Raw genomic sequence first — 13,926 nt, 5'->3', positions numbered from 1 at the left:
CGGACGCGGCGACCGTTCCAGGTTGCGTGAAGCTCGCCCGGGCGCAATTCCCCGGGTCTGCGCCATTCCACAACAACGCCAGGCACGCTGATCACATGGAAACGAAACCGGTGTCCCCCGCCGGAGCGTCGACTGAGAGCCTGGAGAACGTCACGCGCAGCGTCGCGCGAGACGGCACGAGCTACGTCGTCACGCTCGAGCGCACCTTCCCGAACGCACCCGAAGCCCTGTGGACGTCGTGCACAACACCAGACGGCCTCTCGCGCTGGTTCGAACCCGTCGACGGCGAGCTCGCCCAGGGCGGGAGGTACCGGCTGACCGCCAGCGGCACATCCGGCACCATCGAGCACTGCCAGCCGCACACGGACCTCCGCGTGACGTGGGAGTACGACGGCGACGTCAGCCGAGTCCGGCTGACACTCGACCCCGCCGGAGCGGGCACCCGCCTGACGCTGCACCACACAGTGGCGGACAACGAGCACTGGGCGCAGTACGGCCCGGCCGCCACCGGCATCGGCTGGGACGGCGCCCTCCTCGCCCTCGCACTCGCTCTCGGCGACGAAGGCACCGACGTGCAGGCGGCCATGTCTGCCTTCAACGACGCTGAAGAAGGCAAGCGCTTCGTCGAGTCCGCAGCCGACCGCTGGTGCATCGCCCACCTCAGCGCCGGCGCCGACCCCGACGACGCACACGAGTCCGCGGCCCGCACCGCCTCCTTCTACCTCGGCGACGAATAGCCACACGGGCTGCGCACGACACGCGACCGCACGCCGGTGGGAACACCTGACGGGGCTCGTCGGTTGCATCCAAGGTGACTGTTCCTCTCTCAATCCTTGACCTCGCCCCCATCGCCCCTGGCCAGACCGTCAGGGAGAGCTTCCAGGCGAGCGTCGAGCTCGCCCAGGCCGCCGAGCGATCCGGGTACCGCCGCGTCTGGTACGCCGAGCACCACAACATGCCCACGATCGCATCGAGCGCGACGAGCGTCCTCATCGGGCACATCGCATCGCAGACCTCCACGATCCGACTCGGGGCCGGCGGTGTCATGCTCCCCAACCACTCCCCGCTGGTCATCGCCGAGCAGTTCGGCACCCTCGCGACCCTGTACCCGGACCGCATCGACCTCGGCCTCGGACGCGCACCCGGCAGCGACCAGGCGACGTTCCGCGCCCTGCGCCGGTCACCGGCATCCGCGAACGAGTTCCCCCAGGATGTCCTCGAGCTGCAGGCCTTCCTGCGCGGCGAATCCACGATCCCAGGCGTGCAGGCAGTGCCAGGTGGAGGCACCAACGTGCCCCTCTACATCCTCGGATCCAGCCTCTTCGGCGCACAGCTCGCGGCCCAGCTCGGGCTCCCGTACGCGTTCGCGTCGCACTTCGCGCCAGACCAGCTCTTCCAGGCCGTGGCCCTGTACCGCGAGCGGTTCCAGCCGTCCGAGCAGCTCGAGGCGCCCCACCTGATCGTGGGCCTCAACGTCGTCGCGGCAGCCGACGCGGCTGAAGCGCAGGAGCAGTTCACGCGATCCCGGAGGTCCCGCCTCCGCAGCGTTCTGCTCCGAGGCCCCAACTCCGACTTCACGGACGAGCAGATGGACCAGATCCTGGCGAGCCCCCAGGGGCAGCAGATCGCGAACATGATGCGCTACACGGCCGTCGGCACCGGACCGGAGGTGCGGGACTACCTCACCGAGTTCGCCGAGACCACCGGCGCCGACGAGCTGATCATCGGACACGGCGCGCTGCAGAGCGCCGACCGCGTCCGGTCGCTCGAGATCACCGCCGAGGCGATGCGCGCGTCCCAACCGCTCGAGAACGCCGACAGGTAGCCCGACCAGTAGCGCGACCACTGGTGCGAGGCGACCGCGCAGGGCGGTAGCGTCGAGCCATGGATCTCCTCGGGCACGCCTTCACCACCACCGACTGGGCCTCGCTGGAGCCGACCATCCACACCGGCACCACGGGCGAGGCGCGGTGGCGGACCCAGCAGATCGGTGACACTCGCATCCGGATGGTCGACTACACGCCCGGCTACCTCGCCGACCACTGGTGCTCACGCGGGCACGTGCTGTTCGTGCTCGACGGCACGCTCGAGACCGAGCTCGACGACGGCCGCCTGGTCACGCTGAGCGCCGGACAGAGCTACCAGGTCGGAACCGGCATGGAGGCCCACCGCTCGCGCACGGAGGCCGGCGCCCGGTTGTTCATCGTCGACTGATCGGAGAGGGCCGGGCTCAGCCGGTGCGACCCGTCAAGCCCCGGCGCGGCGCGCGCCGCCAGTGCCACCGGTGCCGTCATCGTCGGGGTCAGACGGCAACGTCCCGTCGGCGGTCGCGGTCGCGGTCGAGGCGTCGGAGAGCTTCCCGAACGCGAAGACGTTCGCGAGCTTGCCAGCAGCCCCGAGCACGTCGCCCCTCTCCCCGGCCGGTTCCGCCCCGGACTTCTCCTCGCTCGCAGTCAGGTCCGCGGGGTCACCGATCGGGTCGCCCGGGATCGAGTCCCCGAGTCGCTCATCGCTGTGCTGGTTGTCCTTCATGGCTGCTCCCGCCGTTGGCTTCCGTCAGCCACCAGGCAAGCACGTCATCCTCCGCGAACCTGACAAGGCCGCGCAACCGCGAGCGCCTCCGCACGTTCCGGGATGGCCCCGTGTGACGATGGGGCATGCCCGTCGTCGAGTCCCGCTGCGTTGTCCCCGTCGACCCCGCGACAGCGTTCGCCGTGTCCCAGACCACCGGCGACGTGCGGCTTCGATGGGACCCGTTCATCCGCCGCCAGCGCTTCCTCGACGGAGCCGAACGGCCGGCGAAAGGGGTGCGCACCTTCACGGTGCACCGTCTCGGGTTCCGCATGGTCAGCGAGTACGTCTCCTACAAGCCGCCGTCGAACGTCGGCATGAAGATGACAGAAGGGTCCTGGTTCTTCGAACGTCTCGGCGGCGGCTGGCGCTTCAGCCCCGCAGAGGACGAGTCCGGCGACGGCAGATCCGCGACGCTCGCCGTCTGGCGGTACAACTTCGCCTGCAGGCCGAAATGGCTTGCCCCGCTCGCCGAGCGCATCGGCGGGGCGATCCTGCAACGCGACATCGACCGTCGCATCCGCGGATTCGCCCGAGGATGCGAGGACCAGGTGGTGCTCGCGGCGGTCGCAGCGGGCCGCTGACGTGCGCAGCCCGTGAGGTGTCAGGCGGATGCCCGTAGGGCCACGCGTGCGGCGTCGGACACGGTCGCGGCCGTCCGCGCGAGCGCTTGCGTGTGCAGCTGCCACTGCTGCCAGAACAGGGGCACGTCGACCCAGCCCCGCGGGTCGATCCGCACCAACGAAGGTTCGTCGTCGAGCTGCTGCTCCGGGACGAGCCCCCACCCGAATCCGAGGCGGATCGCCGCGACGAAGTCGGCGGACGACGGCACGTAGTGGCAGGGCGGGCTCCCGGGGTCGACCCCCACGGCCTGCAGGTAGCGGTCCTGCAGCGTGTCGGCTCGGTCGAAGACCACGACCGGTGCGTGTCGGAGGGCGTCCGTCAGCGTCTCCCCTGGAACTTCGAACCAGCGCGCGGCGAAGCCGGGAGATGCCATGGGCACGTAGCGCATGGCCCCGAGCAGCACCGAGGTGCAGCCTTGGACTGGGGCCGGGTCGGCGGTGATGGCGGCCGTCACCGTTCCTCTTCGCAGCAGTTCCGTGGTCTGCGTCTCGTCGGCCCGTCGCAGTTCGAATGCGATCTCGTCGGCGAGCGGTGCGATCGCGGGGAGCAGCCACGTGGCGAGGGAGTCGGCGTTGACGGCGATGGGGAGGCGCTCGAGGGCGGGTCTTGCGTGGTCCGCGACCGTGCCGTTTCCGTAACCTGCACCGACACGGCCGAGGATGCTGGATGCTTCCCGTCCGAGCGCATCCAGCTGGCGGGCGAGGCGCAGCAGCACTTCACCGGACTCGGTCGGCGCGACGGGTTTGCTGCGCTGCAGCAGCACCCGGCCCGTCTCGCTCTCGAGCGCCTTGATGCGCTGGCTGATCGCGGACGGGGTCACGCGCAGTTCGCGGGCGGCGGCTTCGAAGGTGCCCGTCTCGACGGCGGCGCGGAGCGCGGCGAGGCGTTGGGGGTCGAACCCGGACGACGTGGCTGACATGAAGCCATGCTAATGATCGCCAAGGAAAATGAGCTGGACCCGGCAATGCGGTGCGCCATATCGTCTCGGCATGACCTTGGACCTGCTCACCCCTCTCGCCGGCTTCGGCTTCGGCCTGTCGCTCATCGTCGCGATCGGCGCGCAGAACGCGTTCGTGCTTCGGCAGGGGCTCCTGCGGAAGCACGTGCTCGCCGTCGTCGCCGTCTGCGCGCTCTCCGACGCGCTCCTGATCCTGCTCGGCGTGGGCGGAGCCGGCATCGTCTTCACGGCGCTCCCCTGGCTGACCACCGTCGTGCGCATCGCTGGGGCAGCATTCCTGCTCGGCTACGCGGTGCTCGCGGCCCGCCGGGCGATGACACCGAAGGCGATGGATGCGGACAGCCCCGCGGCATCCTCTGCCCTGCTCCCGACCCTGCTCACGTGCCTCGCGCTCACGTGGCTGAACCCGCACGTGTACCTCGACACCGTGGTGCTGCTCGGGTCGGTCGCGAACACGCACGGCGAGGCGCGCTGGCTGTTCGGTGCGGGCGCGGCTGTCGGAAGCGTCGTCTGGTTCGCCGCCCTCGGCTACGGCGCGCGCCTGCTGCAGCCGGTGTTCGCGAAGCCCGTCGCCTGGCGCGTCCTCGACGCCATCATCGCCGTCGTCATGGTCGGTATCGCGGCGTCGCTGCTGCTTGGGCTGTGAGGTGGAGGATCGGGAAGGGCCGCCCCTCGCCATCGGTCTCGGAGCGACCGACCTCGACGAACCCCCGGCGCGCGTAGAACGCACGCCCCGCCGAGTTCTGTTCGTTCACGTCGACCCGGGTGAGAGCTCGCCCCGCGAGCACGGCGTCGAGCAGCGTGCTCCCGACACCGGTGCCCTGCGCATCCGCATCCACGAACAGCATCTCGATGACGTCACCCTCGAGTGCCACGAATCCGACGAGCCGCCCACCGCGTTCGGCGACGCGCAGGTCCGACATGCGAGGCAGGTAGCTCTCGACATCCAGCGCTATCGCGTCGACGTCTGCGGCGGAGAGGAACGCATGCGTCGCCTCGACCGAGCGCCGCCAGATGCCGAGCAGATCCTGCACATCCGCGGGTACAGCTCGCCGAATCGAGATCACACTTCATCGTAGGACGGTGACGCACGCGCGGATCCGGAAAACCCTTCAGCGTCGAGCGCTATCGTCGCCACAAGTCAGAGCAGACCCCGAACGGAAGGCCCACGATGAGCGACCAGAACATCTCCCACGACAGCGACGGCGACGAGAAGCCGAACGGCCTCGGCGAAGACGGCACGATCCCCGACTCCGATGACGGGGTCGCGGTCGGCTACGACCCGGACGCCTCCACGTTCGAGCCGGAAGAGGACTGACGAGAGCGAGGTCGACTCGCGACGAAGGGCCGGGCGCAGCAAACTGCGGCCCGGCCCTTTCGCCTGCGCGGGCGCCTGACGCGGGCACGCCTACCCCGGGACCCTCAGCGGTTCACGGCCTCCGCACACGCACAATTGCGCGCGCACCCAGGACGAGACCGCAAGCTCGCGCGATGAGCCACCAGATGCACGATAGCGAAGACAGCCTCCCCGAAAGCGACCAGCTCGAGAAGGACACCAGCTACTCCCCCGGCAGCGAGACCGAGACGCAGGAGAAGCAGGAGACGAGCACGGAACGCGTGGATGAGGTCGACGGCCACGTCGACCACGACATCGACGCCGACCAGGTGAATGTGCGCCCCGGCACGGGCGGCCCGGACGACGTGGGCGACATCGATGTCGACGTGGACGACATCAACTTCCCGAGCGCCGAGGAGGCGAGCAGGGCAGCCCCTGCGGACGACGCTGCGACGAACTAAGCGGCGGCGTTCGGCTGGAGCACGAGCCGGTATCCCATGCCGGCCTCCGTCAGCAGGTGGCGCGGCTCCGAGGGCACCGGCTCGAGCTTCCTGCGCAGCTGCGACAGGTACAGCCTCAGGTAGCCGGTGTCGTTGACGTGCTCCGACCCCCAGATGCTGGTGAGCAGCATCTGCCGGGTCACGAGCCGCCCGGCGTTGCGCACGAGCAGCTCGAGCACCTGCCACTCCGTGGGCGTGAGGCGCACGTGCGCCAACTCCCCGCCGACGGTGCGAACGACGCTCTTCGCCGCCAGATCGACGGACACGTCGCCGAACACGACGACCGGCTCACCGCCAGCCTGCGGGACTCGGCGCGACAACGCTCGGATGCGCGCGAGAAGCTCGTCGATGGAGAACGGCTTCGTGACGTAGTCGTCGGCTCCGGCGTCGAGCGCATCCACCTTGTCACCGGCCCCGCTGCGCCCCGAGACGACGAGGATCGGCGCCTCCGACCAACCCCGGATGGCCTCGATGACCTCGAGCCCGTCGAGCTCCGGCATGCCGAGGTCGAGGAGGTACAGGTCCGGGCGATGGTCGATCGCGACCGAGATGGCTTCCGCCCCGTTGCGGGCGATCAGCACCTTGTATCCCTTGGCGGTGAGGGTGATGCGCAGGGCGCGAAGCAGCTGCGGGTCGTCGTCGGCGATGAGGATCTTCATGCGCTCCCTCCATCCTTCGGCTGCGGCCCGGCGGGTGCCGCCGCCTCGATCGGCAGCGTCACGACCATCGTGACGCCGCCCCCGGGCGTGTCTTCTGGAACCAGTGTGCCGCGCATCCCCTCCACGAACCCCTTCGAGATGGCGAGACCCAGCCCGAGGCCGGTCGTGTTGTCGGTGTCGCCGAGGCGCTGGAACGGCTCGAAGACCTCACCGCGGCGCTCGACGGGGATCCCTGGCCCGTGATCGACGACCCGGATCTGCACGTCGCCCCCGAACTGACTGGTCGCGAGCCGGACCGGCCGACCCGGCGGCGAGTGGCGGACCGCGTTGGCGAGGAGATTGACCAGCACCCGCTGGAGCAGGGCCGGGTCGGCGGCGACGGATGCGACCTCCGGGTCGAGCGCGAGCTCCACGTCGGCGGGGCCGAGCCCCAGCTCGTCCAGGGACGGGAGGATCGCATCGGCCGGGTCGATGCTCATGACGGAGACGGCGAGCGCCCCCGACTGGAGGCGGCTCACGTCGAGGAGGTCGGTCACGAGCGCGGCGAGCGTGCCGAGGCTCTCGTCCGCGGTCTCCAGGAGCTCGTCGCGGTCGTGGCCGTCGAGTTCGTCGCCCGCGACGCGAAGGCCGGTGACCGCAGCTGTCGCGGATGCCAGGGGACGCCGGAGGTCGTGACTGAGCGCGGACAGCAGCGCCCGTCTGACCTTGTCAGAGGCGGCGAGCGGGGCGACCTCGTCGGCCGCCTCCCGCAGCTCGCGGTGCTCGACGGCCGCGCCGAGCTGCGCGACGATGACGGTCAGCAGTCGGCGCTCCGAGGCGTCGAGCTCGCGGCCGTGCAGCTCGAGGGCGACCCCCGAGCCACCGGATGACGCCGAGGTGACCGGGATCGAGGCATGCCGGTCCCCGCGCAGCGGCTCACCGCAGCTCGCGAGCACGCGCGGTTCGGTCTCGTCGCCCCGGGCATCGTCGCCCCGCGCATCCACGAGCCGCACGCCCGCGAGGCCGAACGCCTCGCGCGTCCGCTCGACGAGCGCCTGCATCGCGTTCTGCCCACGGAGCACGCTGCCGGCGACGGTCTGCAGCAGCTGGGACTCCGCGGCCGCCCGACGGGCTTCGCGCGCCCTTCTCGCCGCCCGGTCGACGACGAAGCTCACGAGGGCTGCGATGACGAGATAGAGCACGATCGCGGTGACATGGCTCGGGTCGGTGATGAGGACGGTGCCGAACGGGGCGACGAAGAAGAAGTCGAGGGTGACGCCAGACAGCACTGCCGCGAAGAGCGCCGGCCAGAGTCCGCCGACCAGGGCGACGGCCACGACCAGCACCTGGTAGCTGAGGGCGTGCGTCGTGAACGAGTCGACGCTGCCGAGGGATGCGAGCAGCCAGGTGAGCAGCGGACCCGCGCCGAGGGCCAGCACGAAGCCGGCGATCCGGCGACGCGGGGTCAGCGCGCCGCCGAGCCTCGGCAGCCTGAGCCGGCCGCCGGCATCCGCATGGTTCACGATGTGCACGTCGATGGTGCCCGCGTCCCGAGTGACGGCGCTGCCCACGCTCGCGCCGGTGAGCAGCGCGGCGAGCCGATTGCGACGACTCACCCCGATGACGAGCTGCGTCGCGTTCACCGACCTCGCGAACTCGATGAGCGCCACCGGGACGTCCTCGCCGACCACCTGGTGGTAGGTGCCGCCCAGCTGCTCGGCGAGCGCCCGCTGCCGCGCGAGATGCGCAGGATCCCCGACCCGCAAGCCGTCCTGGCTCGTCACGTGGAGCGCCAGCAGCTCGCCGCTGCCGGACCTCGCGGCGATACGGGCGCCGCGCCGCAGCAGCGTCTCTCCCTCCGCTCCCCCGGTCAGCGCGACGACGACCCGCTCGCGCGCCTCCCACGTCGCGTCGATGCCGTGCTCATCCCGGTAGCGTTTGAGGGACTGATCGACGTCGTCGGCGAGCCACAGCAGCGCCAGCTCTCGCAGTGCCGTGAGGTTGCCGAGGCGGAAGTAGTTGGAGAGCGCCGCGTCGATGCGTTCAGCCGGGTACACGAGCCCGCCGGCGAGGCGATCCCGGAGCGCCTGCGGGGACAGGTCGACGACCTCGACCTGGTCGGCTCGCCGCAGCACGTCGTCAGGGATCGTCTCGCGCTGCGGCACCCCCGTGATCTGCTCGACCACGTCGTTCAGCGATTCGATGTGCTGGATGTTCACGGTCGAGATCACGTCGATGCCGGCGGCGAGCAGCTCCTCGACGTCCTCCCAGCGCTTCCGGTTGCGGGCGCCGGGGGCGTTCGTGTGCGCGAGCTCGTCGACCAGCGCGACCTCAGCACGGCGCCCGATCACCGCATCGAGGTCCATGTCCGTGAGCTCGATGCCGCGGTGGAGGTGCGTCGCGCGTTCGAGGACCTCGAGCCCGGCGGCCGCCTCGGCCGTCGCGGCCCGGCCGTGGGTCTCGACGACGGCGACGACCACGTCTGTGCCCGCCTCGCGCATCCTCGTGCCCTCGTGGAGCATCGCGAACGTCTTCCCGACGCCCGGGGCGGCGCCGAGCAGCACCCGCAGCCGTCCGCGCTTCGCCATGGGTCAGAGCTCCTTGCTTTCCTGGGTGGAGGGAGGGGTGGACGTTGAGAGGGACGCCGAGGGGTTCGCCTGCACTTCCTCGAGCGCCAGGTTGAGCTCCAGCACGTTGACGGTGGGTTCCCCGAGGAACCCGAGCGGAGGGGCGACGGTGTGCGCTGCGACCAGCGTACGGACCTGGGCGGCGTCGAGGGCGCGCGTCGCCGCGACTCGTTCGACCTGCAGGTCCGCGTAGGCGGGGCTGATGTGCGGGTCGAGTCCCGACGCCGACGCCGTCACCGCATCCGCCGGCACCGCGTTAGGCGCAACCCCGTTGAACTCGGCGACCTGTGCTCGACGGTCCTCGATGGCGGTCACGAGATCGGGGTTCTCCGGCCCGAGGTTCGAGCCGGAGGAGGCGCCGGAGTCGTAGCCGTCCCCCGCTGCCGATGGGCGTGACTGGAAGTACTCGGGCAGCGGGTTGCCGTCGGCGTCGACGAACGACTGCCCGATGAGGCTCGAGCCGACGACCGCGCCCGTGCCGTCCCGCACCGCCGAGCCGTTGGCCTGCGCGCCGAAGGCCGCCTGGCCGAGGCCGGTGATGACCAGCGTGTACCCGACGCCGAGGACGATGGTGAAGAGGAGCATCGCGCGGACGGCGACCCAGGCGGTGCGCGCCGCGGCGCGGGTTGCGGAGTTCATGGTGGGTGTCCCTTTCTGGGGCAGGTGTCGGGTCGGGGTTCAGAAGCCTGGGATGAGGCGGACGACGAGGTCGATGAGCCAGATCCCCACGAACGGGGCGACGATGCCGCCGAGTCCATAGACGAGGAGGTTGCGGCCGAGCGTGCTCGAGGCGTTCGCGGGCCGGTACTTCACGCCGCGGAGCGCGAGCGGGACGAGCAGCACGATGACGACGGCGTTGAAGACGATCGCCGACAGCACCGCAGACGCCGGGGAGTGCAGCCCCATGATGTTGAGGACGCCGAGCCCCGGGAAGACGCCCATGAACATGGCCGGGATGATCGCGAAGTACTTGGCGATGTCGTTCGAGATGGAGAACGTGGTCAGCGCACCCCTCGTGATGAGGAGCTGCTTACCGATGCGCACCACGTCGATGAGCTTCGTCGGGTCGGAGTCGAGGTCGACCATGTTGCCCGCCTCCTTCGCCGCCGACGTGCCCGTGTTCATGGCGACACCCACGTCGGCCTGCGCGAGCGCCGGAGCGTCGTTGGTGCCATCCCCCGTCATCGCGACGAGGTTGCCACCCTCCTGCTCGCGGCGGATGTAGGCGAGCTTCTGTTCCGGCGTCGCCTCGGCGAGGAAGTCGTCGACCCCGGCCTCCCTCGCGATCGCGGCGGCCGTGAGCGGGTTGTCGCCCGTCACCATGACGGTGCGGATGCCCATGGCGCGCAGCTCGGCGAAGCGGTCGCTGAGGCCCTCCTTGACGACGTCCTTGAGGTGCACGACCCCGAGCACGCGGCCCGCCTGCCGTCCCTGCTCGCGGTCGGGCGCATCCATCACCGCCACGACGAGCGGGGTGCCGCCGCTCTGCGAGACGCGACTCGTCGCCTCCTCCAGCTCGGCGAGCTGGGCTGGGCTCACGGGTGCCCCCTGGTCGCCGAGCCAGGCGGTGACCGCCGAGCCTGCCCCCTTGCGGATGCGTGCACCGTCCGGCAGGTCGAGCCCGGACATGCGGGTCTGCGCCGTGAACGGCACGATCTCACCGCGCGTCGAGTCGGCCGCCTGGGCTTCGACGTCGACGCCCTCGAGACGCGCGAGCTCGACGATCGAGACCCCCTCTGGAGTCGGGTCGGCGAGCGACGACAGCGCGGCAGCACGGACCAGGTCCTGGTCGCGCACCCCGGCCATCCGCACGAACTCGGACGCCCGACGGTTGCCGTACGTGATGGTGCCGGTCTTGTCGAGCAGCAGCGTCGTCACGTCACCGGCGGCCTCGACCGCGCGGCCGGACATGGCGAGCACGTTGTGCTGCACGAGGCGGTCCATGCCCGCGATGCCGATGGCCGACAGCAGCGCCCCGATGGTGGTCGGGATGAGGCACACGAGCAGCGCGATGAGCACGGTGATGCTGACCGGCTTCGCCGCGTAGGAGGCGATCGGGTTGAGGGTGAGCGCGACCACGACGAACACGATCGAGAGCGACGCGAGGAGGATCGAGAGCGCGATCTCATTCGGCGTCTTCTGCCTCGACGCCCCCTCGACGAGCGCGATCATCCGGTCGACGAACGTCTCCCCCGGCTTCGAGGTGATGCGCACGACGATGCGATCGGAGAGCACGCGCGTGCCGCCCGTGACGGCGCTGCGGTCGCCGCCGGACTCGCGGATGACGGGGGCTGATTCGCCGGTGATGGCCGACTCGTCGACGGAGGCGATACCCGAGACGATGTCACCGTCGCCGGGGATGAGCTCGCCGGCCGCCACCGTGACGACGTCGCCGAGGGTCAGGTCGGCCGAGGAGACGTCGGTGGTGCCGACGCGCTCGGCCGCGGGGTCGGTCCCGGCGTCGTAGGCGTCGATGCGGTGCGCGACCGTGCTCGTGCGCGTCTGGCGGAGCGTCTCCGCCTGCGCCTTCCCGCGGCCCTCGGCGACCGCCTCTGCGAGGTTCGCGAACAGCACCGTCAGCCAGAGCCAGACCGCGATGGCCCACGTGAAGGAGGCGGGGATGACCGTGCCGCCCGAGTCGGCGGGCCCGCCGAGGAACGGCTCGGCGATGGCAAGCGCGGTCGTGAACGCCGCGCCGACCCACACGATGAACATGACGGGGTTCCGCCACTGCTGACGCGGGTCGAGCTTGCGGATCGCGCCGGTCATCGAGGCGGCGAATGGGATGCTCTGCATGGTCAGGAGAGTCCTTCTGCGAGGGGGCCCAGTGCGAGCACGGGGAAGTAGGTGAGCGCGGTGATGAGCACGCTGACGCCGGCGAGGAGCGCGACGAACTGCGGCCGGTGGGTGGGGAGCGTGCCGACCGTCGACGGCACCTTGTCCTGAGCTGCGAGCGATCCGGCGAGGGCCAGCACGAGCACGATGGGGACGAATCTGCCGAGCAGCATGGCGACCCCGAGCGAGGTGTTCAGCCACGGCGTGTTCGCGGTGAGTCCGGCGAACGCCGAGCCGTTGTTGTTCGCGGCGGAGGTGAAGGCGTAGAGCACCTCGGAGAGGCCGTGCACGCCCGGGTTCCAGATGGAGGTCGCCTCCAGCTCGTCGCGGACGCCGGGGATCGCGAAGCTGAGGGCGACGCCCGTGAGCACGAGCGCCGGGGTGACGAGGATGAAGAGGCTGGCGAGCTTGATCTCCCGCGGCCCGATCTTCTTGCCCAGGTACTCGGGAGTGCGCCCGATGAGGAGGCCCGCGATGAAGACGGCGATGATCGCGAGCACCAGCATGGCGTACAGGCCGGAGCCGACCCCGCCCGGGGTGATCTCGCCGAGCATCATGTTGAGCATCGGCAGGAGCCCGCCGAGCGCGGTGTACGAGTCGTGCATGGAGTTGACGGCGCCGGTGGACGTGCCGGTGCTCGTCGTCGCGAAGAGCGTCGACCCGATGATGCCGAAGCGCTGCTCCTTGCCTTCCATGGCGCCGCCCGCCGCATCCGGTGCCGAGCCCATGCCGGCGGACTCGACGGCGGTGAGGATGGCGAACGACACCGTGAAGAGCGTCGCCATGACGGCGAGCACCGCGTAGCCCTGGCGGCGGTCTCCCACCATGACCCCGAAGGCGCGGGGCAGGGAGAACGGGATCGCCAGCATGAGGATGACCTCGAGGAGGTTCGTGACGGCGCTGGGGTTCTCGAAGGGGTGCGCGGAGTTCGTGTTGAAGAAGCCGCCGCCGTTGGTGCCGACGAGTTTGATCGCCTCCTGCGAGGCGACGGGCCCGCCCGGTATCGACTGCGTCGCCCCGGCGAGGGTGCTCACCTCGGTGAAGCCGTTGAAGTTCTGGATGACGCCGCCCGCGAGGAGCGCGATGGCCGCGATCGTGGAGAGGGGCAGCAGCAGGCGGAGGGTGCCTCTCGTGAGGTCGACCCAGAAGTTGCCGAGCGTGCCCGAGCGGCGGGCTGCGAGGCCCCGCACGAGGGCGATCGCGACGGCGAGCCCCACCGCCGCGGAGACGAAGTTCTGGACGGTGAGCGCCGAGAGCTGGACGGCGTACCCGAGGGTCACCTCTGGCGAGTAGGACTGCCAGTTGGTGTTCGCGACGAACGAGGCGGCCGTGTTGAACGAGAGGTGCTCCGATGGGGCTGGGAGTCCGAGCGAGTACGGCAGCCACTGCTGCGTGCGCTGCAGGAGGTAGACGAGCAGCACCCCGACGGTGGAGAACACGAGCACTCCGCGCAGGTAGGCCTGCCAGGTCTGCGCCGACGACGGGTCGACGCCGATGAGCCGGTAGGCGCCCCGTTCGATCTTCCAGTCGTCGGTGGATGAGTAGACACGAGCGATCCAGTCGCCGAGCGGGCGGTGGAGGGCGGCGAGGATGAGCGCGACCGTGAGGAACGCGAGGCTGGCGTGGAGCATGGTGGGTGCGTCCATCAGAAGCGATCAGGGGCCACGAGGGCCACCACGAGGTAGGCGATCGCGGCGACGCCGAGGGCGACGGCGATGAACTCGAAGACGATCACAGCTTGTCGACCGCCTTGCCGAGAAGGCCGATGGCGGTGAAGAGGGCGATGGCGCCCGCGACGAAGACGAGGTCAAGCACGGAGACTCCGTTCGGAGGTGTG

At 70.5% G+C, this 13,926-nt stretch carries 16 protein-coding genes; 7 read left to right on the top strand and 9 right to left on the bottom strand.

The window, feature by feature from the left end:
* Window positions 1-95 precede the first annotated feature (95 nt).
* The 3 genes from F8O03_RS00650 to F8O03_RS00640 all read left to right on the top strand — a co-directional run bounded on the left by F8O03_RS00650 (window position 96) and on the right by F8O03_RS00640 (window position 2,214).
* Complete coding sequence (locus F8O03_RS00650; RefSeq protein WP_167516426.1) at window positions 96-737, top strand: SRPBCC domain-containing protein; 642 nt, start codon at window positions 96-98, stop codon at window positions 735-737.
* Between the two features lie 74 nt (window positions 738-811).
* Window positions 812-1,825, top strand: a complete 1,014-nt coding sequence (locus F8O03_RS00645) for an LLM class flavin-dependent oxidoreductase (protein ID WP_151421950.1) — start codon at window positions 812-814, stop codon at window positions 1,823-1,825.
* Window positions 1,826-1,884: 59 nt separating this feature from the next.
* Window positions 1,885-2,214: a DHCW motif cupin fold protein gene (locus F8O03_RS00640; RefSeq protein ID WP_151421949.1), complete on the top strand. Its 330-nt coding sequence runs from the start codon at window positions 1,885-1,887 to the stop codon at window positions 2,212-2,214.
* 33 nt (window positions 2,215-2,247) lie between these two features.
* Here the strand turns inward: F8O03_RS00640 and F8O03_RS00635 are convergent, their stop codons facing one another.
* Window positions 2,248-2,532, bottom strand: coding sequence for a hypothetical protein (locus tag F8O03_RS00635; RefSeq protein WP_151421948.1), 285 nt, complete (start codon window positions 2,530-2,532; stop codon window positions 2,248-2,250).
* A 125-nt stretch (window positions 2,533-2,657) separates the two neighbouring features.
* Here F8O03_RS00635 and F8O03_RS00630 point away from each other — a divergent pair, with 125 nt between their 5' ends.
* Entirely contained in the window at window positions 2,658-3,155 is a 498-nt protein-coding gene (locus tag F8O03_RS00630; protein WP_151421947.1) for an SRPBCC family protein, read from the top strand.
* Between the two features lie 20 nt (window positions 3,156-3,175).
* Here F8O03_RS00630 and F8O03_RS00625 read toward each other — a convergent pair whose 3' ends face one another.
* Window positions 3,176-4,114, bottom strand: a complete 939-nt coding sequence (locus tag F8O03_RS00625; protein WP_151421946.1) for a LysR family transcriptional regulator ArgP — start codon at window positions 4,112-4,114, stop codon at window positions 3,176-3,178.
* A 70-nt stretch (window positions 4,115-4,184) separates the two neighbouring features.
* On the opposite strand from F8O03_RS00625, the gene F8O03_RS00620 reads away from it, so the two are divergent.
* Window positions 4,185-4,799, top strand: a complete 615-nt coding sequence (locus F8O03_RS00620) for a LysE/ArgO family amino acid transporter (protein WP_151421945.1) — start codon at window positions 4,185-4,187, stop codon at window positions 4,797-4,799.
* On the opposite strand, the gene F8O03_RS00615 is transcribed toward F8O03_RS00620, so the two are convergent.
* Entirely contained in the window at window positions 4,759-5,220 is a 462-nt protein-coding gene (locus F8O03_RS00615) for a GNAT family N-acetyltransferase (RefSeq protein ID WP_208851765.1), read from the bottom strand. The genes F8O03_RS00620 and F8O03_RS00615 overlap by 41 nt on opposite strands.
* Window positions 5,221-5,324: 104 nt before the next feature.
* Here F8O03_RS00615 and F8O03_RS17950 point away from each other — a divergent pair, with 104 nt between their 5' ends.
* On the top strand, window positions 5,325-5,471 hold the full coding sequence (locus tag F8O03_RS17950; RefSeq protein WP_167516425.1) for a hypothetical protein: 147 nt from the start codon (window positions 5,325-5,327) through the stop codon (window positions 5,469-5,471).
* Window positions 5,472-5,656: 185 nt separating this feature from the next.
* Window positions 5,657-5,950, top strand: a complete 294-nt coding sequence (locus tag F8O03_RS00610) for a hypothetical protein (protein ID WP_244295769.1) — start codon at window positions 5,657-5,659, stop codon at window positions 5,948-5,950.
* On the opposite strand, the gene F8O03_RS00605 is transcribed toward F8O03_RS00610, so the two are convergent.
* Genes F8O03_RS00605 through F8O03_RS00580 form a run of 6 tightly spaced genes read right to left on the bottom strand, consistent with a single transcriptional unit; the run spans window position 5,947 to window position 13,824 of the window.
* On the bottom strand, window positions 5,947-6,648 hold the full coding sequence (locus F8O03_RS00605) for a response regulator (protein ID WP_151421943.1): 702 nt from the start codon (window positions 6,646-6,648) through the stop codon (window positions 5,947-5,949). The two genes, F8O03_RS00610 and F8O03_RS00605, sit on opposite strands and share 4 nt — an antisense overlap.
* Window positions 6,645-9,215, bottom strand: a complete 2,571-nt coding sequence (locus tag F8O03_RS00600; RefSeq protein ID WP_151421942.1) for an ATP-binding protein — start codon at window positions 9,213-9,215, stop codon at window positions 6,645-6,647. Before F8O03_RS00600 ends, F8O03_RS00605 begins: the two co-directional genes overlap by 4 nt.
* A gap of 3 nt (window positions 9,216-9,218) precedes the next feature.
* Window positions 9,219-9,893 carry a potassium-transporting ATPase subunit KdpC gene (kdpC, locus tag F8O03_RS00595; protein WP_151421941.1) on the bottom strand — a complete coding sequence of 225 codons (675 nt, stop codon included), beginning with the start codon at window positions 9,891-9,893 and terminating at the stop codon, window positions 9,219-9,221.
* A gap of 39 nt (window positions 9,894-9,932) precedes the next feature.
* Entirely contained in the window at window positions 9,933-12,050 is a 2,118-nt protein-coding gene (kdpB, locus tag F8O03_RS00590; protein WP_151421940.1) for a potassium-transporting ATPase subunit KdpB, read from the bottom strand.
* A 2-nt stretch (window positions 12,051-12,052) separates the two neighbouring features.
* Window positions 12,053-13,720, bottom strand: a complete 1,668-nt coding sequence (kdpA, locus tag F8O03_RS00585; protein WP_244295766.1) for a potassium-transporting ATPase subunit KdpA — start codon at window positions 13,718-13,720, stop codon at window positions 12,053-12,055.
* Window positions 13,721-13,734: 14 nt separating this feature from the next.
* Window positions 13,735-13,824 (bottom strand): potassium-transporting ATPase subunit F, encoded by a 90-nt coding sequence (locus tag F8O03_RS00580; protein ID WP_151421938.1) that lies wholly within the window; start codon window positions 13,822-13,824, stop codon window positions 13,735-13,737.
* Window positions 13,825-13,926 lie beyond the last annotated feature (102 nt).

Source organism: Pseudoclavibacter terrae (assembly GCF_008831075.1).
Taxonomy (GTDB): Bacteria; Actinomycetota; Actinomycetes; order Actinomycetales; family Microbacteriaceae; genus Pseudoclavibacter; species Pseudoclavibacter terrae.
The sequence above is the reverse complement of the archived record's forward strand: the minus strand, read 5'-3'. Positions and strand labels throughout refer to the sequence as shown.